This is a genomic window from Marinobacterium weihaiense, assembly GCF_019061305.1.
Taxonomy (GTDB): Bacteria; Pseudomonadota; Gammaproteobacteria; order Pseudomonadales; family Balneatricaceae; genus Marinobacterium; species Marinobacterium weihaiense.
The window spans coordinates 59,573-86,318 of the sequence record NZ_JAHQZT010000009.1 but is presented as its reverse complement, the minus strand read 5'-3'; the positions used below and the strand labels follow the sequence as shown (position 1 = coordinate 86,318).

Annotated in this window: 27 protein-coding genes; 12 read left to right on the top strand and 15 right to left on the bottom strand. The window is 61.9% G+C overall.

Features of this window, described 5'->3' with window-relative positions:
- Window positions 1-13 precede the first annotated feature (13 nt).
- The 5 genes from KTN04_RS08935 to dnaB all read left to right on the top strand — a co-directional run bounded on the left by KTN04_RS08935 (window position 14) and on the right by dnaB (window position 3,383).
- The gene (locus KTN04_RS08935; protein ID WP_407659251.1) at window positions 14-427 is read left to right on the top strand and encodes an OsmC family protein; all 414 of its coding nucleotides are present in this window, start codon (window positions 14-16) and stop codon (window positions 425-427) included.
- A gap of 144 nt (window positions 428-571) precedes the next feature.
- Window positions 572-979 carry a 30S ribosomal protein S6 gene (gene rpsF / locus KTN04_RS08930; RefSeq protein ID WP_217334876.1) on the top strand — a complete coding sequence of 136 codons (408 nt, stop codon included), beginning with the start codon at window positions 572-574 and terminating at the stop codon, window positions 977-979.
- A gap of 28 nt (window positions 980-1,007) precedes the next feature.
- Window positions 1,008-1,238: a 30S ribosomal protein S18 gene (rpsR, locus tag KTN04_RS08925; RefSeq protein WP_010321876.1), complete on the top strand. Its 231-nt coding sequence runs from the start codon at window positions 1,008-1,010 to the stop codon at window positions 1,236-1,238.
- 141 nt (window positions 1,239-1,379) lie between these two features.
- Entirely contained in the window at window positions 1,380-1,826 is a 447-nt protein-coding gene (rplI, locus tag KTN04_RS08920) for a 50S ribosomal protein L9 (RefSeq protein WP_217334875.1), read from the top strand.
- A 174-nt stretch (window positions 1,827-2,000) separates the two neighbouring features.
- Window positions 2,001-3,383 (top strand): replicative DNA helicase, encoded by a 1,383-nt coding sequence (dnaB, locus tag KTN04_RS08915; RefSeq protein WP_217334971.1) that lies wholly within the window; start codon window positions 2,001-2,003, stop codon window positions 3,381-3,383.
- A 13-nt stretch (window positions 3,384-3,396) separates the two neighbouring features.
- Here the strand turns inward: dnaB and KTN04_RS08910 are convergent, their stop codons facing one another.
- From KTN04_RS08910 to KTN04_RS08855, 12 genes are all read right to left on the bottom strand, one after another.
- Complete coding sequence (locus KTN04_RS08910) at window positions 3,397-3,828, bottom strand: acyl-CoA thioesterase (RefSeq protein ID WP_217334874.1); 432 nt, start codon at window positions 3,826-3,828, stop codon at window positions 3,397-3,399.
- Window positions 3,829-3,848: 20 nt separating this feature from the next.
- Window positions 3,849-5,138, bottom strand: coding sequence for an adenosylmethionine--8-amino-7-oxononanoate transaminase (bioA, locus tag KTN04_RS08905; RefSeq protein WP_217334970.1), 1,290 nt, complete (start codon window positions 5,136-5,138; stop codon window positions 3,849-3,851).
- Window positions 5,139-5,213: 75 nt separating this feature from the next.
- Window positions 5,214-7,112: a sensor domain-containing diguanylate cyclase gene (locus KTN04_RS08900; RefSeq protein ID WP_217334873.1), complete on the bottom strand. Its 1,899-nt coding sequence runs from the start codon at window positions 7,110-7,112 to the stop codon at window positions 5,214-5,216.
- Window positions 7,113-7,192: 80 nt separating this feature from the next.
- Window positions 7,193-8,176 (bottom strand): SLAC1 anion channel family protein, encoded by a 984-nt coding sequence (locus KTN04_RS08895; protein WP_217334872.1) that lies wholly within the window; start codon window positions 8,174-8,176, stop codon window positions 7,193-7,195.
- A 60-nt stretch (window positions 8,177-8,236) separates the two neighbouring features.
- Window positions 8,237-11,284 carry an efflux RND transporter permease subunit gene (locus KTN04_RS08890; RefSeq protein ID WP_217334871.1) on the bottom strand — a complete coding sequence of 1,016 codons (3,048 nt, stop codon included), beginning with the start codon at window positions 11,282-11,284 and terminating at the stop codon, window positions 8,237-8,239.
- Between the two features lie 11 nt (window positions 11,285-11,295).
- On the bottom strand, window positions 11,296-12,390 hold the full coding sequence (locus tag KTN04_RS08885) for an efflux RND transporter periplasmic adaptor subunit (protein WP_217334870.1): 1,095 nt from the start codon (window positions 12,388-12,390) through the stop codon (window positions 11,296-11,298).
- Window positions 12,391-12,393: 3 nt separating this feature from the next.
- Window positions 12,394-13,116 carry a tRNA (N6-threonylcarbamoyladenosine(37)-N6)-methyltransferase TrmO gene (gene tsaA, locus KTN04_RS08880; protein WP_254262466.1) on the bottom strand — a complete coding sequence of 241 codons (723 nt, stop codon included), beginning with the start codon at window positions 13,114-13,116 and terminating at the stop codon, window positions 12,394-12,396.
- A 40-nt stretch (window positions 13,117-13,156) separates the two neighbouring features.
- The gene (locus tag KTN04_RS08875; RefSeq protein WP_217334869.1) at window positions 13,157-14,788 is read right to left on the bottom strand and encodes a Na/Pi cotransporter family protein; all 1,632 of its coding nucleotides are present in this window, start codon (window positions 14,786-14,788) and stop codon (window positions 13,157-13,159) included.
- Between the two features lie 80 nt (window positions 14,789-14,868).
- On the bottom strand, window positions 14,869-15,942 hold the full coding sequence (gene modC / locus KTN04_RS08870; protein ID WP_217334868.1) for a molybdenum ABC transporter ATP-binding protein: 1,074 nt from the start codon (window positions 15,940-15,942) through the stop codon (window positions 14,869-14,871).
- Window positions 15,939-16,625 carry a molybdate ABC transporter permease subunit gene (modB, locus tag KTN04_RS08865; RefSeq protein WP_217334867.1) on the bottom strand — a complete coding sequence of 229 codons (687 nt, stop codon included), beginning with the start codon at window positions 16,623-16,625 and terminating at the stop codon, window positions 15,939-15,941. Before modB ends, modC begins: the two co-directional genes overlap by 4 nt.
- Window positions 16,612-17,346 (bottom strand): molybdate ABC transporter substrate-binding protein, encoded by a 735-nt coding sequence (gene modA, locus KTN04_RS08860; RefSeq protein WP_217334866.1) that lies wholly within the window; start codon window positions 17,344-17,346, stop codon window positions 16,612-16,614. The genes modB and modA overlap by 14 nt, the downstream gene beginning before the upstream one ends.
- Window positions 17,347-17,390: 44 nt before the next feature.
- A complete protein-coding gene (locus tag KTN04_RS08855) occupies window positions 17,391-18,098 on the bottom strand; it encodes a ComF family protein (RefSeq protein WP_217334865.1) in 708 nt (235 codons plus the stop codon).
- A gap of 105 nt (window positions 18,099-18,203) precedes the next feature.
- On the opposite strand from KTN04_RS08855, the gene bioB reads away from it, so the two are divergent.
- The 7 genes from bioB (at window position 18,204) to KTN04_RS08820 (ending at window position 23,846) form a co-directional block, all read left to right on the top strand.
- Window positions 18,204-19,259, top strand: coding sequence for a biotin synthase BioB (bioB, locus tag KTN04_RS08850; protein ID WP_217334864.1), 1,056 nt, complete (start codon window positions 18,204-18,206; stop codon window positions 19,257-19,259).
- Between the two features lie 9 nt (window positions 19,260-19,268).
- A complete protein-coding gene (gene bioF / locus KTN04_RS08845) occupies window positions 19,269-20,438 on the top strand; it encodes an 8-amino-7-oxononanoate synthase (protein WP_217334863.1) in 1,170 nt (389 codons plus the stop codon).
- Window positions 20,435-21,202 (top strand): pimeloyl-ACP methyl ester esterase BioH, encoded by a 768-nt coding sequence (gene bioH, locus KTN04_RS08840; protein WP_217334862.1) that lies wholly within the window; start codon window positions 20,435-20,437, stop codon window positions 21,200-21,202. Before bioF ends, bioH begins: the two co-directional genes overlap by 4 nt.
- Entirely contained in the window at window positions 21,189-21,971 is a 783-nt protein-coding gene (bioC, locus tag KTN04_RS08835; RefSeq protein WP_217334861.1) for a malonyl-ACP O-methyltransferase BioC, read from the top strand. The genes bioH and bioC overlap by 14 nt, the downstream gene beginning before the upstream one ends.
- The gene (gene bioD / locus KTN04_RS08830) at window positions 21,968-22,654 is read left to right on the top strand and encodes a dethiobiotin synthase (protein ID WP_217334860.1); all 687 of its coding nucleotides are present in this window, start codon (window positions 21,968-21,970) and stop codon (window positions 22,652-22,654) included. Before bioC ends, bioD begins: the two co-directional genes overlap by 4 nt.
- Before the next feature lie 130 nt (window positions 22,655-22,784).
- Complete coding sequence (locus KTN04_RS08825) at window positions 22,785-23,030, top strand: hypothetical protein (RefSeq protein ID WP_217334859.1); 246 nt, start codon at window positions 22,785-22,787, stop codon at window positions 23,028-23,030.
- Window positions 23,031-23,051: 21 nt separating this feature from the next.
- Complete coding sequence (locus KTN04_RS08820) at window positions 23,052-23,846, top strand: putative metalloprotease CJM1_0395 family protein (RefSeq protein WP_217334858.1); 795 nt, start codon at window positions 23,052-23,054, stop codon at window positions 23,844-23,846.
- 5 nt (window positions 23,847-23,851) lie between these two features.
- Here the strand turns inward: KTN04_RS08820 and KTN04_RS08815 are convergent, their stop codons facing one another.
- The 3 genes from KTN04_RS08815 to xseA all read right to left on the bottom strand — a co-directional run bounded on the left by KTN04_RS08815 (window position 23,852) and on the right by xseA (window position 26,718).
- On the bottom strand, window positions 23,852-24,613 hold the full coding sequence (locus tag KTN04_RS08815) for an alpha/beta fold hydrolase (RefSeq protein WP_217334857.1): 762 nt from the start codon (window positions 24,611-24,613) through the stop codon (window positions 23,852-23,854).
- 69 nt (window positions 24,614-24,682) lie between these two features.
- Entirely contained in the window at window positions 24,683-25,309 is a 627-nt protein-coding gene (locus tag KTN04_RS08810; RefSeq protein ID WP_217334856.1) for an FKBP-type peptidyl-prolyl cis-trans isomerase, read from the bottom strand.
- Window positions 25,310-25,371: 62 nt separating this feature from the next.
- Window positions 25,372-26,718 (bottom strand): exodeoxyribonuclease VII large subunit, encoded by a 1,347-nt coding sequence (xseA, locus tag KTN04_RS08805; RefSeq protein ID WP_217334855.1) that lies wholly within the window; start codon window positions 26,716-26,718, stop codon window positions 25,372-25,374.
- Window positions 26,719-26,746: the final 28 nt, after the last annotated feature.

Genomic DNA, 26,746 nt, shown 5'->3' with positions numbered 1-26,746 from the left:
GAGAAAAAACATCATGAGTATGAGTGTCAGTGTTAACTGGGAAGGCGATGACCGTTTCAAGGCCACCACCGGCTCCGGTTTCGATGTCCTGATCGACAAGGACCTGGAACAGGGCCCGCGCCCGATGGAGCTGATGCTGGCGGGCCTGGGCGGCTGCACCAGCGTGGATGTGGTCGGCATTCTGCGTAAGGCGCGTCAGGACGTGGTCAATTGTGTGGCCGAAATCAGCGCCGAGCGTTCCGACGAGGTCCCATCGGTCTTCACCGATATCCACGTCAAGTTCATCGTCAGCGGTCGCAAGCTGCGCGAAGCCGCCGTGGAGCGTGCTGTGCGTCTGTCGGCAGAACAGTACTGTTCGGCTTCGCTGATGCTGGAGCGCGGGGGCGTCAAGATCACCCACAGTTTCGAAATCATTGAAGTCGAGTGAGAGCCGTCTTTTTAACGGGCTTTTGCTTGTAATTACTGGGGCGCGGCCGTAAAATGTTGCGTCCTTTTATTTGTTCAACTCCTTGCTTTCAACCACTCGCATGCGGTGAGTGACTTGGAGGCTGTGAAACCGTAAGGAGCAAAAATGCGTCATTACGAAATCGTATTCCTGGTTCACCCGAACCAGAGCGAGCAGGTTCCGGCGATGATCGAGCGTTACAAGGCGCTGATCGAAGGTGCGGAAGGCACTATCCACCGTCTGGAAGATTGGGGCCGTCGTCAGCTGGCTTACCCGATCAACAACGCACACAAGGCACACTACGTGCTGATGAACGTTGAAGCGACTCAGGAAGTGATGGACGAACTGTCCAGCATGTTCCGCTACAACGACGCTGTTCTGCGTAACATGGTGATCCGTTGCAACGAAGCGATCACTGAAGATTCTCCGATCAAGGCTGCAGAATCTCGCGAAGAGCGCAAGCCGCGTCGCGAAGAGCGCTCAGAGCAGAAGCAGGACAAGCCTGCTGAAGCGAAGTCTGAAGCTGCAGAGTAATCACTAACCTATTTTTGGAGAAATTCAGATGGCACGTTTTTTCCGTCGTCGCAAGTTCTGCCGTTTCACCGCTGAAGGCGTCAAGCAGATCGATTACAAGGATCTCGACACCCTGAAAGGCTACGTTACTGAAACCGGCAAAATCGTTCCGAGCCGTATCACCGGTACCAAGGCACGCTACCAGCGTCAGCTGGCGACCGCTATCAAGCGCGCACGCTACCTGGCTCTGCTGCCGTACACCGACAGCCACGACGTATAAGCGTCGGCTGATACAGCCGGAGGCCGTGTAGAACTGTTTGCACGGCCCGATCAAGTTTAATGCTATGGGTTCCCGTTTTACGGTTGATATCCATGGCCAGGATTCAAACTGCAGCCTTTGCAGAACAAGAGGTTTTACGAGATGGAAGTTATCCTGCTCGAAAATATCGGTAAGCTGGGTCAGCTGGGCGACAAAGTGACTGTAAAGTCAGGCTTTGGTCGTAACTACCTGATCCCTCAGGGTAAAGCCGTACCGGCTACTGCTGCCAACGTAGCGCAATTCGAAGAGCGTCGTGCTGAACTGGAAAAAGCCGCAGCTGACAAGCTGGCTAACGCCCAGGCACGTGCTGAACAGCTGAACGAACTGGAACTGTCTTTGGTCACCAAAGCCGGTGATGAAGGCAAGCTGTTCGGTTCTATCGGTACTCGCGACATCGCTGAAGCACTGACGTCTGCCGGCGTTGAAGCGGACAAGAGCGAAGTTCGTTTGCCGGAAGGCGCTATCCGCCACATCGGCGAATTCGACGTTGACATCCAGGTTCACCCGGAAGTTACCGCGACCATCAAACTGGTTATCGCTGGCGAATAATCCCGCCCGACAATCGGTTAAAAAAGGCACTGCGTGGTATATACTGCGCGGTGCCTTTTTATTTGCGATGCAGCGCTGCTGCGCTTCGTACCGGTCAGGCGCAAACGCGTACTGCCCGCTGGAATGGACGCCACTCATTTCCTTCCCGTCAGCAAGAGGTAGCCCCGCGTGGATATGACCGACCTGAACGATGACCTTCTGGAATCGATCAAGCAGCCGCCGCACTCGGTCGAGGCGGAACAGTCGGTGCTGGGCGGCCTGATGCTGGACAACAACACTTGGGATGCCGTGTCCGAAGTGTTGCTGGAAGAACACTTCTATCGCCCGACCCATCGCATGATCTTCCGCACCATGCAAAAGCTGATCGATGATGGCCGGCCGATCGACGTCGTCACCCTGTCGGAAGAGCTGGACCGCACGGCCGAACTGGAGCAGGCCGGGGGGCTGGAAAGCCTGGTTTCGCTGGCGCGCAATACGCCGAGCACGTCCAACATCCGGGCCTATGCCGAAATCGTGCGCGACCGCTCGCTGCTGCGACAGATGATCGGTGTCGCCAATGAAATCGCCGACAGTGCCTTTCACCCCGGTGGCCGTGCCTCGGACGAAATCCTCAATGAAGCCGAACAGAAGATCTTCCAGATCGCCGAGAACCGGCCCAATCAGGGCGGCCCGGAGCCGGTCAATCCGCTGCTGAAAAGAGCGGTGGATCGCATTGACGAGCTGTTCAACAACGCTGATGCGTTGACGGGGGTGACCACCGGTTTTGATGACCTGGATGATCGTACCGGTGGACTGCAGAAATCGGATCTGGTGATCGTGGCGGCGCGTCCGTCCATGGGTAAGACCACCTTCGCCATGAACCTGGTGGAAAACGCGCTGATGGCCACCGAGCGGCCGGTGCTGGTGTTCTCGCTGGAGATGCCCGCCGATCAGCTGGTGACGCGTATGCTGTCGTCCCTGGGGCGGATCAACCAGACCAAGGTGCGCAACGGTCAGCTGGAAGAGGATGACTGGCCCAAGCTGACGACAGCGGTCAACATGCTTAAGAACAAGCCGCTGTTCATCGATGACCAGCCGGGCATCAGTCCTAACGAGATGCGCACCCGTGCCCGCCGCATCGTGCGTGAGCATGGCGACCTGGCCATGATCATGGTGGACTACCTGCAGTTGATGACGCTGAAAACCGGCAAGAGCGAAGGGCGCACCCAGGAAATTTCCGAAATATCGCGCTCACTGAAGGCACTGGCCAAGGAGATGAACTGCCCGGTGGTGGCGCTGTCGCAGCTGAACCGAAGCCTGGAGCAGCGGCCCAACAAGCGTCCGGTCAACTCCGACCTGCGTGAGTCGGGCGCCATCGAGCAGGACGCTGACGTCATCATGTTCATCTACCGTGACGAGGTCTACAACGAGGACAGCCCGGACAAGGGGGTGGCCGAAATCATTATCGGCAAGCAGCGTAACGGCCCCATCGGCTCGGTACGCCTGGCATTCATCGGCAAGTACACCCGTTTCGAGAATTTGGCCCACGGTGCCTACGACTATGGGCCGGATGAGTAAGGCCGGCTGATGCTCAGGATTCCCTGAGCATCTTGTTGCGAAAGCCCTCAGGCACGCCGAGTACTTTGCGCGCATCGTAGTCGAAGAACACGATACCGGTCTTGGCGTGGGCAATCTCCACTGCCGTTTCTTTGTTGCTGAGCAGGTAATAAAGGTCGCAACCGTACTTGTTGAAGTCGGTCACGGTGACGTCTACCTGCACCCGGTCGCCGTGAAACCCTTCCGCTTTATACACCACCGCCGAGTCGGTCATGATGATGCTGGCGCCTTCCACATCCATTTCAGTGTAGTGGTAGTGCTTGAGAAAGCGCAGGCGGGCCTCGTGCACCATCGACAGCACCGCATCATTGCCCAGGTGGCCGCCGTAGTTGATGTCACTGATGCGCACGGCCAATTCGGTGCTGAACAGATAGTTGTCGGGCATTTCCAGTTTGATACGTGCCATATCCGCACACTCCTTCCCAATCAGTCCAATGCCGTTATGACGTCGACCATGGCGCCGGTCAGGGTCGCCAGGTCCTCATCGCTCATGATATACGGTGGCATCACATAGACAAGCTTGCCGAAGGGGCGTACCCAGATGCCGCGCTCGACGAACATTGGTTGTACCTCGGCCAGACTGATCGGCGCCTTGCGTTCGATGACGCCGATGGCACCGAGCACGCGGACGTCGGCAACCGAATCCAGCGCCCGGGCCGGTTCCAACCCCCGTTTCAGGCCGGCTTCCAGTCGTTTGACCTGGGCTTGCCAGTCCATTTCTTCCAGCAGCGTCAGGCTTTCCAGCGCCACGGCGCAGGCCAGTGGGTTGGCCATGAAGGTGGGGCCGTGCATGAAGCAGCCAGCACCGCCGGAGGAGATGGTTTCGGCGATCTCGGCCGTGGCCAGCGTCGCGGCCAGGGTCATGTAGCCGCCAGTGAGCGCCTTGCCAACACAGAGAATGTCCGGGCTGATGCCGGCGTGATTGCAGGCAAACAGCTCACCACTGCGGCCGAAGCCAGTGGCGATTTCGTCCGCGATCAGTAGAACGTCATATTGATCACAAAGTTCGCGGGCCCGGCGCAGCCACGCAGGGGAATAGAAGCGCATACCGCCGGCTCCCTGCACCACCGGCTCCAGAATCAGGGCGGCCAGCTCGTTCTGGTGAGTGGCCAGCAGCTGCTCCAGTTCCGCCGTATCGGCCGGCGTCAGTGTACCATCGAAGGGCACCTCCGGGCGCGGCGCGAACAGCTGCTGCGCCAGTACACCGCTGAACAGCTCGTGCATGCCGTTGACCGGATCGCACACCGACATGGCGCCAAAGGTGTCGCCGTGATAGCCGTTGCGGATACTGAGCATGCGGTGCTTGCCGGGCCTGCCACGGGCATGCCAATACTGAATCGCCATTTTCAGGGCCACTTCCACGGCCACGGAGCCCGAATCGGCGATGAATACTCGCTGCAGCGGTTCGGGGGTCATCGCGACCAGCTTGCGCGACAGTTCGATGGCGGGCGTGTGCGTCAGGCCGCCGAACATGACATGGGCCATGCGGTCGATCTGATCCTTGGCGGCGGCATTCAGGCGCGGGTGGTTGTAGCCGTGAACGGCCGACCACCAAGAGGCCATGCCGTCGATGAGTTCGCGACCGTCACTGAGTTTGATCCGCACCCCGGATGCCGAGGCCACCGGAAACATGGCCGGCGGGTTGATCATTGACGAATAGGGGTGCCAGATGTGTCGGGCATCGAAGGCCAGCTGTTCTGCATTGGGGCCGTTCATCATGAGCGCGAAACTCCTCCTGAAGGGGTGAGGGGCCTCATTAGAGCGGTCTTTGCAGCAGGGTGCAACCCTGCCTCAGCCGATTTCAACCCGGTTGCGGCCGGTGGATTTGGCCCGGTACAGTGCCTTGTCAGCCCGGTTGAGCGCCGTCGAGGCATCCTCGTCCTGGGCCTGAAGCGGCGTGAGCCCGATGGATAGCGTCATGGGAATCTGAGTCTGGCCGCTGTGAGTCGGATGCTGTTCCAGCCGCTGGCGCACGCGCTCGGCCAGGTGATGCGCCCCCTGTGGGTCGGTACCGGGCAGCAGGATGGCAAACTCTTCGCCCCCCAGACGCCCGAGGCGGTCGGTTTCACGCAGGCAGGCCGTAGCTTCGCGGGCAAAATGCTGCAGCACGTCATCCCCTGCCTGGTGGCCATAGCGGTCGTTGATCGCCTTGAAGTGGTCGAAATCCACCATCATCAAGGCGCTTTCATGCCCCAGACGCTTGCTCAGCCGGATCTCTTCCTGCAGGTATTGCAGAAAGGCGCGGCGGTTGGGCAGGCCTGTCAGAGGATCGGTAGTAGCGAGCTCTTCCAGCTTGCGCTCATTCTCCTTGCGTTCAGAGATGTCACGGAACACGCTGACCGTACCGGTAATCTCGTCCTGTTCGATCAGCGGCAGGCTGGTGACCACCACCGGCAGTTCCTGGCCGGTGCGGGTTCTGAACAGCTCGTCCCCCTCGTAGGCCGTGCCCGTCCGGGCGGCTTGCAGCATCGGACAGGGTGCGGCCGTGGTGGAGGGGGAATGGATGTGCAGTAGCGTGTGCAGGTTGCTGGCATAGAGGCGGTCGGCGTTGTAACCGGTCATGCGACAGGCGGCCTCATTGACGAACAGGGTGTGGCCGTTCAGATCGGTGACGTAGATGCCCTCGCCCACGGCACGTCCGATGGCATCTAGGCGTTGCTGCTGTGACCAGAAGCGCTGGCGCTGGTGGTGCAGGCTCAGCACCAGCCAGCCCAGCAGCAGAATCACCACCAGGCTGATGACCAGACCGGTGTAGTATTCCCACTGTATGCCGGTGAGCGGCGGCTCGGGATGCAGGGCGAGAATGTAGCCGCTCAGGTGCTGGTCAAAGCTGTACACCGGCATGAAGGCAGCGCTGTACCCCAAACTTTGATGATAGAGCGGCAGGGAAAAGGGCTGGCCCTGTTTAAAACGGGTGTCGAGGGGGTAGGAGGCCAGCTGTTCGAGCAGGGCCGGCAATGGCAGGCCCTGTTGTTCGGGGGAGGCCTGGTGCAGATGGTCTATCAGAAAATTGTGGCTCAGTTGCGATGCCGACAGGTGATCTCGCAGGTGATCAAAGCCGATGCTTTCCACGGTTTCGCGGTGCAGTAGGAACATGAATACCTGGCCGGGGGCCAGATCGTCCAGTGTGCGTCGGATATGGTCGAAAGAAACGCCGGTCTCCATACTGCCGACCAGTTCACCCTGCTCGATCAGAGGGTAGATGAAGCGAAAGCCGATGAACAGGCGGCCGACTTCAAAGCCATAACTGGGGCGTGGGTTTTCGTGTAGCTGGCGCAGCGATGGTCGAACCGGCAGCAGGTCGTCATCATGGGTGCCCGGAGCGTGGAAGCGCAGGTAGCTGCTGCCGTCACGGCGGTGCAGCTGCCACTGCTCGATGCCACGGGACTGCAGATAGCGATACCGCGGCAGCAGGCGGGCATGAATTTGGTCGCGCATGAAGGCGTTCGGTGGGCGTTCATTCAGCCCGGCATTCAGCAGTGCCATCAGCCCGGGTTGCTGGCTCATGCTGGAGTGAAAGGTATCCATGGCCAGGGCGTAGCGTTCCAGGCTTGCCGTATAGGTGGTCGACAACAGGGTGGCCGCATGATCAAGGTACTGCTGCTCCTTGTCCTGGCGTATATGGTGCAGAAAAAGTGCCACGCCCGCATACAGACCCACCAGTACCAGAATATAGCTGATTCTGCGCATGCGGTTGTGGTCTCGTCATCAATAGGACTGAACTCAGCTTAACACATGTGCGCCGAGCTGCCAGAGTGCGGGTATCGGCTTCAATCGGGCTGAAACAGCTGGCCCGTGACCAGGGCCCGAGTCGTCTTGACCAGCAGCAGCATGACGACAAAGGTGACGCCCACCAGTGTGGCCCAGCTCAATACCAGGAAAAAATCACTTCGGGTATGCAACCACATGCTCTGGGTGGCAATGGCAAAGGCCGCCAGCGGGAAGCTGTAGGCCCACCAGGACAGATAGAAACGGATGCGTGAAAAGCGCGGCAGTTGGGTGAACAGCAGCAGGGTGATGAACAAGGCGGCGTAGTAGAGCAGGCGCGCAAAGTTATCGACCTGGCCGTTGTTCAGCTGCAGATAGGCGACAAAGCCAACCGCGGGCGGGGCAATCATGATGAACAGGGTGGGCAGCAGCTTCTCTGGCAGCGGGTCGTGAAACAGGATGCGGTTGAAAATGAGTGTCTTCAGCACCAGCCAATAGAGCAGGCCAATGGCGAAAAAGAACCAGCTGGCTTCCACATAGCCGTGCTGTACCCCGGCAATTGGGGCAATGATGTTGCCGACAACCGGAATGAACCAGGCCGGCGTGCTGTGCTGCACCTTGAAGCGTGCATGATGAATCCACTGGGTCATCACGTGCAGGGTCAGCATCAGGTGCAGTCCGGCACCGCAGATCCACAGATAATGTGACAGAGCCATGGACACTTCCAGGGTGGCCACGGCCAGCAGCAGCAGGCTGATGGAAAAAGCGGCGAAAAAGCTGATCTGGATCGGGTGTTGGAACTCCGCTACCACCTGATCGCTGTGTTTGAGTGCCTTGAGCAGATAGGTGCAGGTCAGGCCGAGCAGTACACAGGCGGTCAGAACCAGCAGCACTTGACTGACCAGCGGTGCCAGCCCGAGGCTGTACACGGCCTTCTGCCAGCTCAGGGTAAGGCCGGTCAGTCCCATGACACTGGCAAAGAAGGCCACGGGAAACAGGGCCAGCCAGGGTTGGCGTCGGGTCGGGTCAGGGTGTGCATCCGGCATGATAAGCACCTTATATCAGAATTTTCTTATATTATGATGCTTTCCCGCCCGGGCTGACAACTAGTATTTGATGCGGTACAGCAGTGCAAACAGCACTGGCACGACCACCAGCGTCAGCAGGGTGGCAAAGCCCAGCCCGAACATGATGGTAACGGCCAGCGGTCGGAAGAACGCGTCCGGCAGCAGTGGCAGCATGCCCAGAATCGTGGTCAGGGCTGCCATGGTGACCGGACGCAGACGGCTGACCGCCGCAGTTTCGATGGCATCATGCCAGCTGCAGTCCTCCTCGTCATGCAGACGCTTGATCTCCTCCACCAGCACGATGCTGTTCTTGATCAGCATGCCACTCAGGCTGAGCATGCCCAGTAGGGCGGTAAACGCGAATGCGGTGTGCATGGTCAGCAGGCCTATCGTGACCCCGATGACGGCCATGGGCACGGTCAGCCAGATGACCAGTGTCTGGCGTACCGACCCGAACAGCAGGACGGTGATGATAACCATTACCAGCAGACCGAAGGGCACAAAGGCAAACAGCGCCTGATTGGCTTCCTGCTGCACCTCGTACTCGCCGCCCCAGTCGAGACTGTAGCCCTCCGGCAGGGGCAGCGCCTCGGCGGCCGGACGAATGCGACTGAACAGCTCGGCAGCCGTCAGCCCGCTGGCGGCGGAGGGATCGGCCATGACCGTCAGCGTACGCTTGCGATCGCGGCGCATGATCAGTGGGTCTTCCCAGCCGACGTCGATGGCGGTAATGACCTGACCGGCATCGACCCAGCGTTGCAGTGTCTGGCTGAAAATGGGGATGGACTCCAGCTGCTCCGGCGCCTGGCGCTGAGCCTGTGGCGGGCGCAGCAGCACCGGCAACAGGCGGCTGCCGTCACGGATCAGCCCGGCCTGTTGTCCCTGGGCGTTGCGGGCAATGGCGCTGGCCAGGTCCGCCTGGGTGATGCCTAAACGCCGGCCTTCGGCCTCGTCAAACCGGGGTACGATGACGGCCGTGCGTTCACGCCAGTCATGGCGGATGTTGACCGCCCCCGGCGTGGCATCGAAGACCTCAGTGATCATCTGTTGGCCCAGCTGGCGCAGGACCTCGGCATCGGGACCGCTGATGCGGGCTTCCACCTTCGACTTGACGGTCGGCCCGATGGAGATGCGGGTCAGCTTGTTGTGGGCCTGGGGGTAATGCTGCTGCAGGTAGCGGCGGATGGTCGGCATGACCGCTTCCAACCGTGCGCTGGTATCGGTCTGCACCAGCAGCTGGGCGTAGCTGGCGTACTGGCGTTCGGGGGCATAGGTAAGCATGAAGCGCTCGGCACCGCGCCCCAAAGTGCTGGTGACGCGGGTGACACCGTCCAGCTGCAGGAAGGCCTGCTCGATGCGGGCGATGTCGGCCTCGGTGGTGCGGATATCGCTACCCTGCGGTAGCCAGTAATCGACCTGTACCAGCGGCAGGGTGGCATCCGGAAAAAAGCCCTGTTTGACGTATTTGAAACCGGCAACTGACGCGATCAGCAGTCCCAACGCCAGGCTCAGGGTCAGCCAGCGCCAGCGCAGGGCGCCCCCCAGCAGGCGGCCAAATAGCCGGTAGAACAGACTCTGGTAGGGCTCGATGGCAGGCTGGTCGCCGGGCTGCTCGCGAAAGAGCACCGAGGCCAGAAAGGGCGTCAGGGTAATGGCCAGCAGCCAGCTCAGCAGCAGGGAGATGAACAGCACCCAGAACAGGCTGCCGGTGAATTCGCCGGTGGCGTCGGGCGACAGCCCGATGGGTGCAAAGGCGGTGATTGAGATCAGGGTGGCGCCGAGCAGGGGCCAGCGGGTGTGGCTGACGATGCGGACGGCCGCTTCCAGGCGGCTGTAGCCGCGCTGCAGGTTGATCAGGATGCCCTCGGTAATGACGATGGCGTTGTCGACCAACATCCCCAGTGCAATGATCAGGGCCCCCAGCGACACCCGGTGTAGGTTGATTGAGGCCAGGTTCATGATGATGAAAGTACCCAGAATGGTCAGCAGCAGCACCAGGCTCATCAGCAGCCCCGAACGGGCGCCCATGGTCAGCAGCAGGACCAGCACCACGATGGCGATGGCCTGTGCCAGGCTGATCAGGAAGTCGTTGACCGAGGTGTCGACTTCGCGCGGCTGATCGTACACGGTGTCCAGTGACATGCCGACCGGACGCCGGTAATCCAGTGCTTCCAGACGGTCGCGCACACGCTGGCCGACTTCCACCACATTGACGCCCGAGGTAAAGGATACGCCCAGGGTCAGCGCCTGTTGGCCGTTGAAGCGGTACAGGTGGGTGGGCGGCTCGACGTAGTCGAGGTAGACCTCGGCGACATCACTGAGGTAGACCAGTTGGCCACCGGTTTGGCCCAGCAGGAGGTTGTTGAGCTGCTCGGCCGAGGTGGCGCTGCCCTCGGGGCGGATCTGCAGCCGCTGGCCATTGATGCGCAGGCTGCCGGCATTGCTGATCAGGCTGCGTGAGTTGATCGCCTGCTGGATCATCTGCGGCGAAACCTGCATGGCGGCTAGGCGGTTGCGGTCCACCTCGACAATGATCTGCTGCTGGCGCTGGCCGCCGATGCTGACCTTGCTGACACCCTCCACCAGTACCAGCTCTCGGCGCAGGAAGTCGGCGTAGTCTTCCAGCGCACGGTAATCGAAGCCGTCGCCGGTCAGGGCCAGGAAAATGCCGAACACGTCACCGAAGTCATCGTTGATCTGCATGGGGCCCACGCCCGGCGGCAAGCCGGGCGCCAGATCAGTGAGTTTGCGGCGCATCTCATCCCAAATCTGGCGCAGTTCCTGCTCCCGGTAGGTGCTTTTCATCTCCACCGTGATCTGGGCCAGCCCTGCCGACGAGATCGATTCGATGGTTTTCACCTGCGTCAGCTGCTGCAGGGCCATCTCGACTGGCAGGGTGACCTCTTCCTCGACTTCCAGCGCCGTTGCTCCGGGATAGGACACGGCGATGATCGCTTCCTTGACGGTAAATTCGGGGTCTTCCAACTGTCCCAGGTCAAAAAAGGCAAGCACGCCGCCGGTCAACAGCAGCAGTACACACATCCAGCTGATGACCCGCTGGCGGATGGCGTATTCGGTCAGGTTCATGCTGCCTCCGGTCAGAGTCCGCGCTCGCGGGGAATGGCATGCAGGCGCATGCCCTCGCGCACCCGGCTGACCCCAGCGGCCACCAGTTGATCACCGGGGCTCAGCTCCGCCTCAATCAGCATCAGGCTGCCGCGCACCTGCAGCGGCGTGACCGCCAGGGCCCGGGCGCGGCTGTCCGCGTCCAGGCGCCAGACCCAGTGATAGCCATCACGCATGAACACGGCGCCCACCGGGACCGGTAATCCCGGCTGACTGACCGGCTGCAGCAGGGGCGCCAGGTTGACTTTCATCTCGACACTCATGCCGCTGTGCGCTGGAAAAGCTTCGGGGCGTTCCATGCGGAACACGACTTCATAGCTGCGGGTGCGGTTGTCCGACACCACTTCGTGTTCGGCATAACAGGCGGTGAATTCATGGGCCGGGTGAGCGGTAAAGCGGACTTGTCCACAGATGTCGTCATTGGGTTCCAAGTCCGGTCGCAGCCGGCTGATGATTGATTCGGGCACGCCGAAACGGATATCGAGCCGACTCTCGTCCTGCAACAGCAGCACCGGCTGCTGTGCCTGAACCTGCTGGAAGTTTTCGGTTTGCAGACGCGAAATGACCCCGCTGAAAGGCGCCTCCAGACGGGTATAGCCCAGGTTGTCGCGGGCAATGTTCAGTGCGGCCTGGGCGGCTTTCAGCTCGGCACGGGCCTCGTCCAAGCTGACCTCCGAGGTGTAGTTGCGGGCCAGCAATGACTCCTGCTGGCGGTAGCGGATCCGGGCCAGCTCGAAGCGGGCTTCGCGCTCGTCCAGCACGCGGCGGTAGTCGGTGCTGTCCAGGCGCGCCAGCAGCTGTCCTTGGCTGACTTCCTGGCCGGCCTGTGCCGGCAGAGCTTCCAGTGTGCCGGGCACACGGAACGCCAGGCTGGCGCTGCGCCAGGCCTGAACCGTGGCGGGAAACTCGCGCTGCATGGCGGCATCGGCATTGCGCACCGTGAACAGCTGGGCGGGGCGCGAGCGCTCGGCCTTGGGCGGGGTTTCCTGCGCGGCATCGCAGCCCCCCAGCAGCATGACCAGCCACACCATGAGCAGGGCGGGGACAAAAGGGGGGCGAGTGCGCATGAATCAGATCTCCGAGTTGGGGGTAATGCTCAGAACGTCGATTTTTTGGCTGTCGATGCGAAAGCGGATATTGAGGCCGTAGAGGCTGATGCCGTACACCCGCTCGCCGTCGCCTTTCTTGTAGGCTGGGCGCGGGTCGCACAGCAGTATCTCGCGGATCTGCCGCTCCAGTGGCTGGTTCAGCCGCACGGCGGCGGTCCGGCAGGCGGTTTCGGCCTCCTCGCTGAAAAGGACCGGCAGCTCAAGGCGCTCGATGCGGGACGCCAGGCCAAATTCGGCCTCCGGCAGGCTATCGGAGTAGGGCAGGTAGGGCTTGATATCCACAATGGGCGTACCGTCGAGCAGATCGGCGCCTTCCACATCGAGCCAGACTCGTTCCCCTTCCGAGCGGATGCCGGTCAGGCGTACGCAGGACAGGCCGACGGGATTGGGGCGGAAGGGCGAGCGGGTGGCAAACACGCCCAGGCGCTGGTTGCCGCCCAGGCGTGGCGGTCGTACGGTCGGGCTCCAGCCTTTGTCGGCCGTGGCGCTGAAGATGAACACCAGCCAGATGTGACTGCACTGCTCCAGACCGCGCACGGCATCGGCGCTGGCAAAGGGCGGCACCAGCTCGATGCTGGCGCGAATGGACGCCAGACCGGGCTGGCGCGGGATGCCGAATTTCTCGTCAAAAGGGCTGTGGATAAACCCGATGGCCTGCATCGGGTAGTCATGGGGCTGGTTCATCGGCGGCTCCGCTGTGGCGTGGAAGTCGCAGTATATCGCATCACTCCGGCTCCAGCAGTGCAGCACGATGCTGCACCGGGGTGGTGCTGCTCCAGTAGCGGGACGCCTTTTCGGCCTGTTCCGCCAGGCGGTGGATGTGGCTGAGCGCGTCCAGCAGGGTGACTGAGTCGGCCGGAGTCAGCTGGCTGGACAGGGTTTGGTTGAGCAGATTGCTCTTGAGATGCTGGTATTCGCGCTCCATTTCCCGCTTCATCTGATGGGCCTCGTAGCCCTGGATCGCCCGGTCTTCGCTGACCTCGCAGGCGTCGATCAGGTGAATCACGGCCTGTTGATAGTCGTGTACGCTGGAGCGAATACCGGAATCCTCCAGCTGCTCGAACACCGGATAATACTCCGGCAGGCGGGCGGCTAGTCGTGCCATTTCACTCAGGTAACGGGCCACGCGCAATGAAACAGGCAGCGTTTCACTGATTTCCACGTTCAGGTTCTGCCGTGCCAGCTCCTGGTTGAAGGCCACGATGCGACTGATCAGCTGGCCGGTACTTTCATACTGTTGCTGCAGGCGTTCGGAGGCGCCGCGCTCGGCACTGATCGCTTCCCGGGACATGCGGCTGCAGATGCGACTGACCCGGGCCAGCTCCATGTTGATCGCTTCCACCGCCAGCGAGGGGGTGGTGATGATATTGTTATCCAGGTAGCGCGGGCTGGATTCCCGTTCCTCCTGAGTGCGAAAACGCTTTTTCAGGAAGTTGACCATGCGATCGGTCAAGGGCCACATCAACAGCACGCCAACGATATTGAACAGGGTATGAAACAGCGCCAGCATGGTAACCAGATCAAACCGGGCCGGGTCCAGCCGGTCAAGGGTGCCGGCCAGTGCCATCAGCAGCAGTAGGCCGACCAGGCCGGTGAGCAGGTTGAACAGCACGTGCGCGGCCGAGATGCGGCGGGCATTGGGCGTTGCGCCGATGGAGGCCAGCAGCGCCGTGGTAGTGGTGCCGACATTGGCCCCGATCACCAGTGCGGCGGCGGCGGCGAGGGAAATGCTGTCGGTGTGCACCAGCGACAGGGCAATGGCGATGACTGCCGCCGAGGCTTGCATCAGAAAGGTCAGTACAATCCCGGCCAGCACGAACAGCGCCAGTGCCAGCGGCCCCGCGCCCAGCTCGGCCAAGGGGATCGAAGCGCTGAGGCCGTCAAAACCGGTGCGTAAAAAATCCAGGCCGATAAAGAAGATGCCGAAGCCGGCCAGCGCCGTGCCGATATAGGCGCGCCGGCTGTTACCGCCGCTGACGCGCAGCACCATGCCCATGCCGATCAGAGGCAGGGCAAAAGCGCTGATCTTGAACTTGAAGCCAATCAGTGCGACCAGCCAGCCCACCATGGTGGTGCCGATATTGCTGCCGTAAATGATCGAGACCGACTGGGCCAGCGACAGCAGACCTGCATTGACAAAGCCCAAGGTGGCGACGGTCACCGCACTGGAGGACTGCACCAGTGCGGTGATCAGGGCGCCGGACAGTACACCTCGAAGGAGTGAGCCGGTGGCGTTTTCCAGGGTTGCCTTGAGCGAGCGTCCGGCAGCCTGTTTGAGACCGTTGGTCAGTAGCTGCATGCCCAGCAAAAACAGGCCAATGCCGCCAAACAATTGGCCCAGCATTTCCAATGTCATGTGCGGTGTCTCTCCTTAAATACCGAGGCCACCAACCTAGCAAAGCGGAGCTGCAGGGTCGAGCGCCGGGGTGGGGCTGATTATTGATGTTCCACGGCCACCGACTTGATCAGGGCCCAGAGCGGCATCCCGGTATGCAGCTGCAGCTGCGCCAGGGCGCGGTGGCTGATCATGGCCGGCAGGCGATGTTCGCCGAAGCGCAGTGCAATCCGGGGTCCCCCGTGGTGATCCATGGTGATGGCTTCAACCTGAACCGGCAGCTGGTTCTGCAGGCTGGTCCCCGCCAGGGGATGCAGCGACAGGGCAACGTCCCGCGCCTGCAGGCTGAGCATGACGGTGCTGCCCACAGGATGTGCCGTGCCGGCAATCCAGATCGGGGGCAGGTCGGGCGCACAGCGTACCGCACTCATGGTGTCGGTCAGGTCCTGCTCGATCACCTCTCCCTTGAGCAGCGCGCAGTCTTCCAGTGCCGGCGCGGTATCCGGGCGGCCAAACAGCTCCGTGGGTGCGCCCTCGGCAACCACGCGGCCCGCTTCCAGCTGCACCATGTGATTGGCCAGGCGCAGCACTTCGTCCACGGCATGGGTTACGTAGAGTATCGGCAGCCGGTGGTGCTGTTGAAGGTCGACGATCAGGGCCAGCAGCAACTGGCGAGAGGCCTGATCCAGGGCGCTCAGCGGTTCATCCATCAACAGCAGTCGGGGGCGGCTGAGCAGGGCGCGGGCCAGTGCGACCCGCTGTTGCTGGCCACCGGACAGCGTGGCCGGCAGCTGTGACAGCAGAGGCTCCAGTTGCAGTCGTTCGATCAGGTGCTGCTCATCCAGCGCCACGCCCCGGCGTGCATAGCGTCCGGCAAAGCGCAGGTTGTCCTGTACGCTCAGGTGCGGGAACAGGCGCGCATCCTGAAACACCATGCCGATGTCCCGCTGTCGTGGCGCTACCCAGAGCGCGGCTTCGCTGTCCTGCCAGCATTCGCCCTCAAAGAAGACCCGCCCCCTGCGGGCCGGTTCGATACCGGCCAGCAGTCGCAGCAGGGTCGACTTGCCACAGCCGGAGGGGCCGAACAGCGCCGTGACTCCCGAGCCCGGCAGGGTCAGGCTGACATCCAGTTCGAAGCGTCGGTAATCATGGTACAGGGCCAGTTCCAGACTCATCGTGCCGGCTCCATCGAGGGGCGCCGATTGAGGCTGTACAGCACCAGCAGCAGGGTGACCGAGAACAGCAGGAGGCCGCCAGCCAGCCAGTGCGCACGGGTGTAGTCGAGGGTTTCCACATGGTCATACAGGGCGATGGACAGCACCTGGGTGCTGCCGGGAATATTGCCGCCGATCATCAGTACCACGCCGAACTCGCCGACGGTGTGGGCAAAGCCCAGGGTGGTCGCGGTCAGAAAGCTGCGCTTGCACAGCGGCAGCACCAGACGACGAAACAGTGACCAGCGCCCGGCGCCCAGCGTTTCGGCCGCTTGCAGCAGGCGCAGGTCCAGCTGTTCAAAACCGCCCTGCAGCGGCTGCACCACAAACGGCAGTGAATAGAGCACCGAGCCGATCAGCAAACCGCTGAAACTGAAAGCCAGACCGCTGCCGGTCAGCCAGTGCCAGGGGGCGCCCAGCAGGCCATCGGGGGCAAAGGCCAGCAACAGATAAAAGCCCAGCACCGTCGGCGGCAGGATCAGCGGCAGGGCCACTAACGCTTCCGGGATGACTTTCCAGCGGCAGCGGGTATGCGCCAGCCACCAGGCAAAGGGCGTACCCAGCAGCAGCAGGATCAGGGTGGTCAGTCCGGCCAGCTGTAGGGTCAACCAGAGGGCCGCCAGGTCCTGCTCAGTCGGCAGCATGGGGCACCTGATAACCGCCGGCCTGTATCATGCGGCGTGCCGTATCGGACTGCATGAACTGCAGGAAGCGCTCGGCCAGTGGGTTGTCGGCGCTGCGCTGCAGCTGAATCAACTGCTGCTCGATTGGGGCATGCAGTTCGGCGGCCACGAGCGTCCATTCGCGGGTCGGAATCTGCAGCTGTACCAATTGCGCGTGGGCGACCAGTCCCTGAGGAGCGTTGCCGCTGTGGACGAACTGGAACGCCTGGGCGATGTTGCTGCCCTGAATACGGCGGATGCCCTGATCGCGGCCCGAGGCGCCCAGTGCCTGCTGTGCCGCCAGTCCATAGGGGGCGGTTTTCGGATTGGCCAGGGCCAGCGGTGCCGGCAGCAGGTCGTTCAGCGAGTCAGGCTGACGGCCTGGCTGCCAGAGGGCCAGGCGGCCTATGGCGTAGGTCATGCGGGTATGAGCCAACCCCGCCCCTTCCCTGGCCAGGCGTTCGGGGCGCGCGCGGTCGGCGGCCAAGAAAATGTCGAACGGCGCCCCCTGGCGAATCTGGGTATAGAGCACGCCGGTAGAGGCACTGCTAATGGCAATTGTGTGCTGTTGCCGAGGGTCAAACTGGCGTACCAGCTGCTCCAGCGGAGCCCTGAAATTGGCGGCCACGGCCAGATTCAGCTCGGCCGTGGCTGCTGTCATGGGCATGAGTGCGGCCACGAGGCCAAGCAGGCGAAGGCGCATGGGCATCCCTGTTCCGGTCGATGTTGATAAGTGATAGCTTCAATTTAACGGACCTCTGCCGTTCTGGCCAGCACCCAAACATCGACACGCTCCGCCCCGGCAGCCTTCAGTGCCTGGGCCAGCGTGTTTACAGTGGTGCCGGTGGTCATGACATCATCGACCAGCGCCAAGTGACGGGGCGGTCGGGCATGGACTGCAAACGCCTGTTGCAGGTTCTGGCAGCGATCTTCCAGGCTCAGGGCCATCTGGTGCGGCGTGCGCCGGACCTTGCGGACCGGTTCTGCCAGCGGCAAGTGCAGTGACCGTCCCAGTACTTGTGTCAGCAGACGTGCCTGGTTAAAGCCGCGCTTGAACTCACTCAGTGTGTGCATGGGTACTGGGACCAGTACCTCGGGCCAGTCCCCGTCCTGCCGGTCACGAATGTAGTCCGCGAGCACGCGGCCCAGCCAGCCTAGCTGAGCGGGCTGGCGATGGTACTTGATGGTCGGCAGCAGCTGGCTGAGGGGGAAGTCGTACTCGAAGGCGGCCAGAGTGCGATCAAACGCCGGCGGCTGCCGGATGCAATGGCCACATAGGCTGCCGGGCGATGCTGATAGCGGCAACGGCAAGGCGCAGGAACGGCAGTAATGCAGTAGCCAGGGCAGGTCGGCATGGCAGCCGGCGCAGAGTCCGTGATGGTCGGCCCCTCGAATCGAGCATAATGCACAGATTTGTTTGTTTTTTATCCAGCTGTTTATTTGTTGTGAAGACATAGGTTGACAGTTTCCTCTGCCGCTTTATGATCGGAACCATAAAAATTGTCGACACCCACTCCTTGGGTGTCCGGATCAAGATTATGTCACAAGGGGATTGGAGTCATGCAAAACCAGGCTGAAGTGCGTCACGACTGGACCGAACAGGAGGTCCGTGCACTGTTCGAACTGCCGATGAATGATCTGCTGTTCCAGGCACAAACCGTACACCGCCAGCACTTCAATCCCAATGAAGTACAGGTCAGCACTCTGCTGTCGATCAAGACCGGCTCCTGCCCGGAAGACTGCAAGTACTGCCCGCAGAGCGCCCACTACAACACCGGCCTGGAAAAACAGCGCCTGATGGAAGTGGAAGCGGTGCTGAACAAGGCGAAGCAGGCGAAAGCATCCGGCTCCACCCGCTTCTGTATGGGCGCGGCCTGGAAGCACCCGACCGACCGCGACATGCCCTACGTGATCGAGATGATCAAGGGCGTGAAGGCGATGGGGCTGGAAACCTGCATGACGCTGGGGATGCTGAAGGAGTCCCAGGCCGAGCAGCTGTCCGAGGCGGGCCTTGACTACTACAACCATAATCTGGACACCTCGCCGGAGTTCTACGACAAGATCATCACCACCCGTACCTACGAGGATCGCCTGAATACCCTGCAGCACGTGCGCGATTCCGGCATGAAGATCTGCAGTGGCGGTATCCTGGGTATGGGTGAAACCGCCAAGGACCGTTACGGCCTGCTGATGCAGCTGGCCAATCTGCCGCAGCAGCCGGAATCGGTGCCGATCAACATGCTGGTCAAGGTACAGGGTACGCCGCTGGAAAACGTGGAAGACCTGGACCCGCTGGAGTTCATCCGCACCATCGCCGTGGCGCGCATCATGATGCCGAAATCCCATGTGCGTCTGTCCGCCGGTCGTGAGCAGATGTCGGACGAACTTCAGTCCATGGCGTTCTTTGCCGGTGCCAACTCCATTTTCTATGGCGAGTGCCTGCTGACCACGCCGAACCCGGAAACCCACCGCGACCTGCAGCTGTTCAAGCGCCTGGGTATCCGTCCGGAGCAGCGTATCGAAGACTCCGATGCCGACCAGGAGCAGAAACTGGCGGCCGAGATTCAGGCGCAGCAGGACGCCGAGCTGTTCATCGACGCCAGCGCCACGCACTGAGGCCGATCCATGTCCTTCAACGATCTGGCGGCCGCGCTTGAGGCGCGGCGGCAGGAGAACCTCTACCGCCAGCGTCGGGTGCTGGAGTCGGCCCAGGGGCCGGAGGTCAGCGTCGATGGCAAGCGTTACCTGGCGTTCTGCTCCAACGACTATCTGGGATTGGCCAACCATCCCGAAGTGATCGCGGCGCTCAAGCAGGGCGCCGATACCTATGGTGTGGGTGGCGGTGCCTCTCACCTAGTCAATGGTCACTCACAAGCGCATCATGCGCTGGAAGAAGAGCTGGCTGCATTCACCGGCCGTGAGCGAGTGTTGCTGTTTTCCACCGGTTACATGGCCAATATCGGTGCCATCAATGCCCTGATCGACAAGCAGGACGCGGTGTTTCAGGATCGCCTCAACCACGCTTCCTTACTGGATGCGGGCCTGCTCAGCGGTGCTCGTTTCCAGCGTTACCTGCACAACGATCCCGCCAGCCTGGCCCAGCGCCTGAGCCGCTCCGAGGCCCGGCGCAAGCTGGTGGTCACCGATGGCGTGTTCAGCATGGATGGCGATATTGCCGATCTGCACGAATTGAGCCGTGTCACCCGCGAGCACGACGGCTGGCTGATGGTCGATGACGCCCATGGCTTTGGCTGTCTGGGGGCGACCGGTGGCGGCTGTGTCGAGCACTTGGGTCTGAGCGACGAGGACGTGCCGGTACTGATCGGCACCCTGGGCAAGGGCTTCGGCACCTCCGGTGCCTTTGTCGCCGGCTCCGAAGTGCTGATCGAAACCCTGATCCAGTTTGCTCGCACTTATATCTATACCACCAGCATGTCGCCGGCCGTGGCCCAGGCCACCCGTGCCAGTCTCAAGCTGGTTCAGACCGAGGGCTGGCGTCGAGACAAGCTGGCGCAGCTGATCAAGCGCTTCCGCAGCGGCTGCGAACAGCTGGGCTATGAACTGATGGACTCGCCGACACCGATCCAGCCGATCCTGATCGGCGATGCCGGTGAAGCGATGCGCATCAGTGCTGAACTGGAAGCGCGCGGCATCTTCATCAGTGCCATCCGTCCGCCGACCGTACCGGCGGGCAGCTCGCGCTTGCGCGTCACTCTTAGTGCCGCTCACACTGAGGAACAGGTCGACCGTCTGCTGGATGCATTGGATGCCGTTCGTGCAGGAGGTGCTGCGTGAGCCTGTGGACTGAGACGCGAGGCAGTGGTCCGGACCTGGTGCTGCTGCATGGCTGGGGGCTGAGCTCCAATATCTGGGGCGACTTTGCCGACCGTCTCGCCGAGCGTTACCGGGTGACGCTGATCGATCTACCGGGGCTGGGGCGTTCTGCTCCCGCTGGCGATATGTCGCTGGACGCGGTGGTGGCGTCCCTGCTGGCCACTGCTCCTGAGAGTGCTCACTGGCTGGGCTGGTCTCTGGGTGGTCAGCTGGCACTGGCGGTGGCTGAACAGGCACCGGAGCGGGTCAAAAGCCTGAGCCTGATCGCCGCCAACCCCTGTTTTGTGGCGCGTGACGACTGTTCCTGTGCCATGGCACCTGAGGTGTTCGGCGCCTTCGTCGAGTCACTGGCCGACAACGAGACCAAGACGCTGCAGCGCTTTGCGGCTCTGCAAACCCGGGGATCCGTCAGGGCGCGTGACGCGCTCAAACACCTGAAAGCCGTGATGGCGAATGCCGAGCCCCAGGCGCTGGCACCGGCCCTGAGGCTGCTGGAGTCTGACCTGCGTCCGGCGCTGTCCGGCTTGAGCTGCCCGGCCCAGCTGATACTGGGGAGCGAGGATCAGTTGGTGCCCCAGGCACTGGCTGAAGCGGCTAAAGTACTGAATAACACCCTGAATGTTCAGTTGCTGGAGCACAGCGCCCACCTGCCATTTATCAGTCATGCCGATGCGGTATTGGCATCTATTCAACGACAGATGGACGGTATTGATGCAGCGCGATAAACGCAAGGTCGCCCAGGCGTTCAGCCGCGCCGCCGAGAGTTACGATTCTGTTGCTCAGTTGCAGCGCGATATCGCCGACCAGCTACTGGATTGGCTGCCGCAACAGGCAGAGGGCCATGTACTTGATCTGGGCTGTGGTACCGGTTATGCGGCACCTTATCTGCGCGAGCGTTACCCACAGACCCCGCTGCTGCACCTGGATCTTGCTCACGGCATGCTCAGTTTTGCACGTGAGCAGCGCCCTGTGCCCGATGCTTACTACTTGTGTGGCGATGCCGAGCAGCTGCCGCTGGCGGATGCCAGTGTCGATTTGATCTGGTCCAGCCTGGCCGTGCAGTGGTGTGAGCAGCCAGAGCGTCTGCTAGCCGAACTGGCGCGTGTACTCAAGCCTGGTGGGCGCTGCCTGCTGGCCACTTTGGGGCCGGATACCCTTCACGAGCTCAAGCAGGCCTGGGCAGTCGTAGACGACGATGTGCATGTGAACAACTTCATCCCTCTGACGCAGTTGTTGGCGCACAATGTCAGCTTGCAGCTGGTCCGTTGCGAGACTGAATACAAGGTTCTTCGCTACAGTCGCCTGCAGGGGCTGATGCATGAACTCAAGGCACTGGGCGCACACAACGTCAACAGCCGGCGTGAGCGGGGGCTGAGCAGTCGTCAACGCCTGACCTGTCTGTTGGAGGCCTATGAGCAGCAGCGCCAGGCTGATGGCATGCTGCCTGCCACCTACGAAGTCTACTATCTGGAACTGCTCAAGGAGCCCCAGTGAAAAAGCGTTTCTTTATCGCCGGTACCGATACGGATGCCGGCAAGACCCTGGTGACCGCTGGTTTGCTAACTGCTGCGAATCGCCAGAACCTGAAAACCATTGGGTTGAAGCCGGTGGCTGCGGGTTGTGAGCAAACGGAAGACGGCCTGCGCAATTCCGATGCGTTGCAACTGCAGCAGGCCGCCAGCGTTAAACTGAGTTATGAGCAGGTCAACCCGATTGCATTCGAACCCCCCATCGCGCCGCATATCGCAGCCCAGCAGGAAGGACGTAACCTCAGCGCTGACCGTCTGGCCGCTTATTGCCGTGGCGCCATGATGCAGCCTGCAGACCTGATTCTGGTGGAAGGCGCCGGTGGTTGGCGGGTGCCGTTAAGCATGCGTGAAAGCCTGGCGCGACTGCCACAGTTGCTGGAACTGGATGTAATCCTGGTGGTGGGTATGAAGTTGGGCTGCATCAATCACGCCATCCTGACGGCCGAAGCGATCGCCCGCGATGGCTTGCGCCTGGCGGGTTGGGTCGCCAATCATGTGGATCCTGAAATGAGTTGTCCAGATGAAAACCTGGCAACATTGGAAACACTGTTTCGGGCGCCGTTGCTGGGGCGGGTACCCTGGCTGAATCAGCCATCGGCAGGAGCCGTGGCCGATCATCTTGATTTGCAGCCATTGCTGAGTGATTAAAAAGTGACCAAGGATCCGGCTTGATCTATACTCGAGTACATAGTGTAGTGGGCATTGAAGCTTGAGCAGGTCAATCTGACTCGAGCCTTCGGTTGTGCTTTCGGCCCCAAGGATCAACAGAGGTTTCACCATGAATATCACCTCCGCTCAGAATAGTGGCATGTTCAATGTCAACCGTACGCTGGATAACACACCCAAGGCATCGGGCGATGCTCAGGGGGTGGGGCGTGCGGAAAATGCCGAGCTGGCATCCGGTCGAGACGTTAACCCGGCCGTGGCGCAAAGCAGTGTCGATCAGGCCACCGAAGCGGCCGCGACCAAGGTGGTCAACCAGACCGATGAGGTGCTGGGCAACCTGATCGATACGCGCGCCTGAGCACACGGGAAGACGGACGCCATGCCTCTGCTGTCCAGTATTTCATCCAGTCCAGTCACGACTGGCTACGCGCCCGCCCAAGGGAGTGGTGGTGCACCTGCTGCGCGCACGACGGTCGCTGATGGTACGGTCGAACCTGCCAGTGGGCGTTCGGCAGAGCCGCGTGACCAGGTTGAGGCCACCGACAAGGGGCAGGCGAGCCTGCGCGCCGGTGATGAGAATGCGGCGCAGCAACTGCAGGAACAGAAGATACTGCGTGAGTTGAGTGCGCGGGATCTGGAAGTACGGCAGCACGAAATGGCGCACCAGGCCGCCGGTGGTGGTCATACCGGTGCCGTGTCCTACGATTATCAGCGCGGACCGGACGGGCGCATGTATGCCGTTGGTGGCGAGGTCAGCATTGATACCTCGGCGGTCAGCGGTAATCCGCGCGCGACCCTAGAGAAGGCGGAAGCCATCATTCGTGCCGCCATGGCTCCGGCAGAGCCTTCTTCACAGGACTACCGCGTGGCCGCCAGTGCCCGCGCCATGGCAGCGGATGCTCGTGCGGAGCTGACCCGCCTGCAGGAAGAAGCGTCGGCGGTGGATGAGTCTGACACCGAGAACGAGGCTGTCAGTGGTTCCGAGTCGGCCGGTCCCGGCGGTGACAATACAGGCACGCGTCCGGCCACCGATACCGCCCCGGGCACAGCGAGCGCCACTGCCGCCAACGACAGCGGTGCCAACGGCCTTAACAGCGTGCAACAGCAACTGATCAAGAGCGGCGCCTACAGCCCCTTGTATCCACCGGGTTCCCTGTTCAGCCTTCAGGCCTGACGCTTTCAATCCCGCAGAAATTTTTCCACCAGGCGCGTGAAGGCAGCCGGCTTTTCCACATGCGGCAGGTGTCCCGCACCGGCAATGATCTTGAAACCGGCATTGGGGAACAGCTGCTGAATCGGCTGCTGGTGCTCGGCCAGCAGGTAGTCCGAGTCCCCGCCTTTGATAAACAGTACCGGGCCGGTATAGGGCGCGCCCTCGGGGGCGGCACCGATGTTGGCATACTGCTGCTCCAGTACCGGCAGGTTCATGCGCCAAGCAAACTGCCGGGCCTCGTTGCGGTAGAGGTTTTTCAACAGAAAGGCGCGGGTGGGTGCCGAATCCACGTACTCGGCCAGCAGGCGGTCGGCATCACCACGGCTTTTCAGGCTCGCCAGGTCGATCTGCTTGAGCCCTTCAATCACCGCGTTGTGGCGGGCTTCATAACGTACCGGGGCGATATCCACCACGATCAGTCGTGACACCCGCTCCGGGTGGTCGAGGGCAAACTGCATCGCGGCCTTGCCGCCCATGGAGTGTCCCATCAGGTTGATGCACCCCAGTTGCAGGTGCTCCAGCAGCGCCAGCAGATCGGCGCTCATGGCCGCGTAGTTCATGTCGTCACTGTGGGGCGAGCGGCCGTGGTTGCGGGCGTCAACCGCAATCACGTCGAACTGCTCGCTCAGAGCCTTGATCTGTGCGCCCCAGTTTTCCAGGGTACCGAACAGGCCGTGCAGGATGACCAGTGGCTCGCCCTGGCCGTGGCGTTGAAAATGCAGCAGCATGGTGTCCCCCGTTCAACTGCATGTGCGCAATGCGCAATAAAAAGGGCACCGCCAGGGTGCCCTCGGGCCTTACAGGATGTCGATCAGCTCGACATCGAATACCAGAGTGGAGTAGGGCGGGATGCCGCCCGGAGAACCCTGGGCACCGTAGGCCAGCTCAAAGGGAACATACAGGCGCCACTTGGCCCCCTTGGTCATCAGCTGCAGGGCTTCGGTCCAGCCTGCGATCACGCCGCCGACCGGGAACTCGGCCGGCTGGCCGCGTTCGTAGGAGCTGTCGAATACCTTGCCGTCGATGAACGTGCCGTGATAGTGCGTGCGGACCTTGCTCTGGGCTGTCGGCTTGTCGCCGCCCTCTTCACCAGCGTTGATTACTTCGTACTGCAGGCCGGACTCCAGGGTGATCACGCCATCGCGCTTGGCGTTTTCAGCCAGGAACTGTTCGCCTTCAGCAGCGGCTTCCTTGGCCTTGGCTTCCTGCTCGGCGCGCAGACGCTGGGTGATTTCCTGGAAGGCCGCCTGGATCTGTTCTGCCGGCACGCGCAGTGCTTCACCATGGAAGGAGTCGCGCAGACCGGTGATTACGGCTTCAACGTCCACGCCGTCGAAGCTGCCCTGGGCCAGCTGGTCACCCATCTGACGGCCAATGCCGTAGCTGGCGTGCTGTTCGGTTGTTTCCAAAGCCTGTTCTGACATATGTATCGCCTGTATCGAGTTGTTCACAAGGGAGCAGATGCTACCACAGCTTGCGCGGCTGATCAGTCCGAACACCGGTCAACGGTGCAGGCCAGCTGTCCCTGATGCAGGCGCACCCTGACCCGGTCGCCTGGCTTGACCTGATCCTGGCGCGTGACTGCCTGGCCCTGTTCGGTCTGCACGATGGCGTAACCGCGCTCCAGCGTGGCCAGGGGGCTGACGCTGTGCAGCTGGCGTGCCTGGAACTGCAGCTGCTGGCGTCGCTGCTGCAGCAATTGACGCATGCTCTGGTGCAGGCGCTGATGCAGCGGCTGCAACTGTTCCTGCTTGTGTGCCAGCAGGCGTTGTGGCGAACTGCGCTGAAGGCGCTGTTCCAGCACGGAAAGGCGGGTGTGGCGCCATTGCAGGCGCTGCTGCAGGGCGCGCTGCAGCCGGAGTTCGAGTTGATCCAAGCGCTGGGACTGCTCGCGCAGGCGCTCGCCGGGGTGGCGCAGCCGGGCACGCAGGTGATCCAGGCGTCGCTGCTCGCGCTCCAGCAGCTGGCGCGTGCGCCGGGCCAGGCGCTGGCGTAGCTGACGCAGCTGTTGCTGCTGCAGGCTCTGGTCCGGGCTGAGCAATTCGGCAGCGGCAGACGGAGTGGGGGCGCGCAGGTCGGCGACTAGGTCACTGATTGAGATATCCACCTCGTGCCCCACGGCCGAGACCACAGGAATGACGGATGCGGCCACGGCCCGGGCCACGGCTTCTTCATTGAACGGCCAGAGATCCTCGAGGGAGCCGCCGCCGCGTCCCAGGATCAGGACATCACAACGACCGTCCCGGTTGGCCAGTTCAATGGCGCGGACGATCTGAGCGGCGGCTTCGGCGCCCTGCACGGCCGTGGGGTAGAGTGCGACTGGCATCGCCGGACAGCGCCGGGCCAAGACCTGCAGAATGTCATGAATGGCGGCGCCGGTCGGTGAGGTGATGACCCCAATATGACGAGGTGGTCGGGGCAGGAGGCGCTTGCGGGCTTGGGTAAAGAGGCCTTCCTGCTCCAGGCGATGCTTGAGCTGTTCAAAAGCCTGTTGCAGCCGCCCCTGACCGCTTTCCTGCATCTGTTCGCAGATCAGTTGGAAGTCGCCGCGGCCTTCGTACAGGCTGACCTTGGCTCGGACAGTGACCTGGTCGCCCTCCTTGGGGCGAAAGCGAACCTGCTGGTTGCGGCTACGGAACATGGCGCAGCGTACCTGGGCGCGGTCATCCTTGAGGGTAAAGTACCAGTGCCCGGACGAGGGTCGGGCCAGGTTGCTGATTTCGCCTTCGATCATCAGGGTCATGAAGGAGTGTTCGAGCAGGGATTTGACCTGCCGATTGAGCTCACTGACGCTGATGGCGGTGCGGTTGGGCGTAGGAGTAAGTCGGTTCATGTGCCTATCTTAAACCACCCCGTCAAAC

Bases quoted from the DNA above. Each gene is read 5' to 3' on its own strand.
- KTN04_RS08825 (WP_217334859.1), top strand. From the start codon at position 22,785: ATGAATATCACCTCCGCTCAGAATAGTGGCATGTTCAATGTCAACCGT.
- KTN04_RS08890 (WP_217334871.1), bottom strand. From the start codon at position 11,284: ATGAACCTGACCGAATACGCCATCCGCCAGCGGGTCATCAGCTGGATG.
- KTN04_RS08895 (WP_217334872.1), bottom strand. From the start codon at position 8,176: ATGCCGGATGCACACCCTGACCCGACCCGACGCCAACCCTGGCTGGCC.
- rpsF (WP_217334876.1), top strand. From the start codon at position 572: ATGCGTCATTACGAAATCGTATTCCTGGTTCACCCGAACCAGAGCGAG.
- KTN04_RS08875 (WP_217334869.1), bottom strand. From the start codon at position 14,788: ATGACATTGGAAATGCTGGGCCAATTGTTTGGCGGCATTGGCCTGTTT.
- rplI (WP_217334875.1), top strand. From the start codon at position 1,380: ATGGAAGTTATCCTGCTCGAAAATATCGGTAAGCTGGGTCAGCTGGGC.
- KTN04_RS08855 (WP_217334865.1), bottom strand. From the start codon at position 18,098: ATGTCTTCACAACAAATAAACAGCTGGATAAAAAACAAACAAATCTGT.
- KTN04_RS08810 (WP_217334856.1), bottom strand. From the start codon at position 25,309: ATGTCAGAACAGGCTTTGGAAACAACCGAACAGCACGCCAGCTACGGC.
- modB (WP_217334867.1), bottom strand. From the start codon at position 16,625: ATGCTGCCGACTGAGCAGGACCTGGCGGCCCTCTGGTTGACCCTACAG.
- tsaA (WP_254262466.1), bottom strand. From the start codon at position 13,116: ATGAACCAGCCCCATGACTACCCGATGCAGGCCATCGGGTTTATCCAC.
- KTN04_RS08820 (WP_217334858.1), top strand. From the start codon at position 23,052: ATGCCTCTGCTGTCCAGTATTTCATCCAGTCCAGTCACGACTGGCTAC.
- bioC (WP_217334861.1), top strand. From the start codon at position 21,189: ATGCAGCGCGATAAACGCAAGGTCGCCCAGGCGTTCAGCCGCGCCGCC.
- dnaB (WP_217334971.1), top strand. From the start codon at position 2,001: ATGACCGACCTGAACGATGACCTTCTGGAATCGATCAAGCAGCCGCCG.
- modC (WP_217334868.1), bottom strand. From the start codon at position 15,942: ATGAGTCTGGAACTGGCCCTGTACCATGATTACCGACGCTTCGAACTG.
- KTN04_RS08935 (WP_407659251.1), top strand. From the start codon at position 14: ATGAGTATGAGTGTCAGTGTTAACTGGGAAGGCGATGACCGTTTCAAG.
- modA (WP_217334866.1), bottom strand. From the start codon at position 17,346: ATGCGCCTTCGCCTGCTTGGCCTCGTGGCCGCACTCATGCCCATGACA.
- KTN04_RS08900 (WP_217334873.1), bottom strand. From the start codon at position 7,112: ATGCGCAGAATCAGCTATATTCTGGTACTGGTGGGTCTGTATGCGGGC.
- KTN04_RS08815 (WP_217334857.1), bottom strand. From the start codon at position 24,613: ATGCTGCTGCATTTTCAACGCCACGGCCAGGGCGAGCCACTGGTCATC.
- KTN04_RS08910 (WP_217334874.1), bottom strand. From the start codon at position 3,828: ATGGCACGTATCAAACTGGAAATGCCCGACAACTATCTGTTCAGCACC.
- bioF (WP_217334863.1), top strand. From the start codon at position 19,269: ATGTCCTTCAACGATCTGGCGGCCGCGCTTGAGGCGCGGCGGCAGGAG.
- xseA (WP_217334855.1), bottom strand. From the start codon at position 26,718: ATGAACCGACTTACTCCTACGCCCAACCGCACCGCCATCAGCGTCAGT.
- bioB (WP_217334864.1), top strand. From the start codon at position 18,204: ATGCAAAACCAGGCTGAAGTGCGTCACGACTGGACCGAACAGGAGGTC.
- bioA (WP_217334970.1), bottom strand. From the start codon at position 5,138: ATGAACGGCCCCAATGCAGAACAGCTGGCCTTCGATGCCCGACACATC.
- KTN04_RS08885 (WP_217334870.1), bottom strand. From the start codon at position 12,390: ATGCGCACTCGCCCCCCTTTTGTCCCCGCCCTGCTCATGGTGTGGCTG.
- rpsR (WP_010321876.1), top strand. From the start codon at position 1,008: ATGGCACGTTTTTTCCGTCGTCGCAAGTTCTGCCGTTTCACCGCTGAA.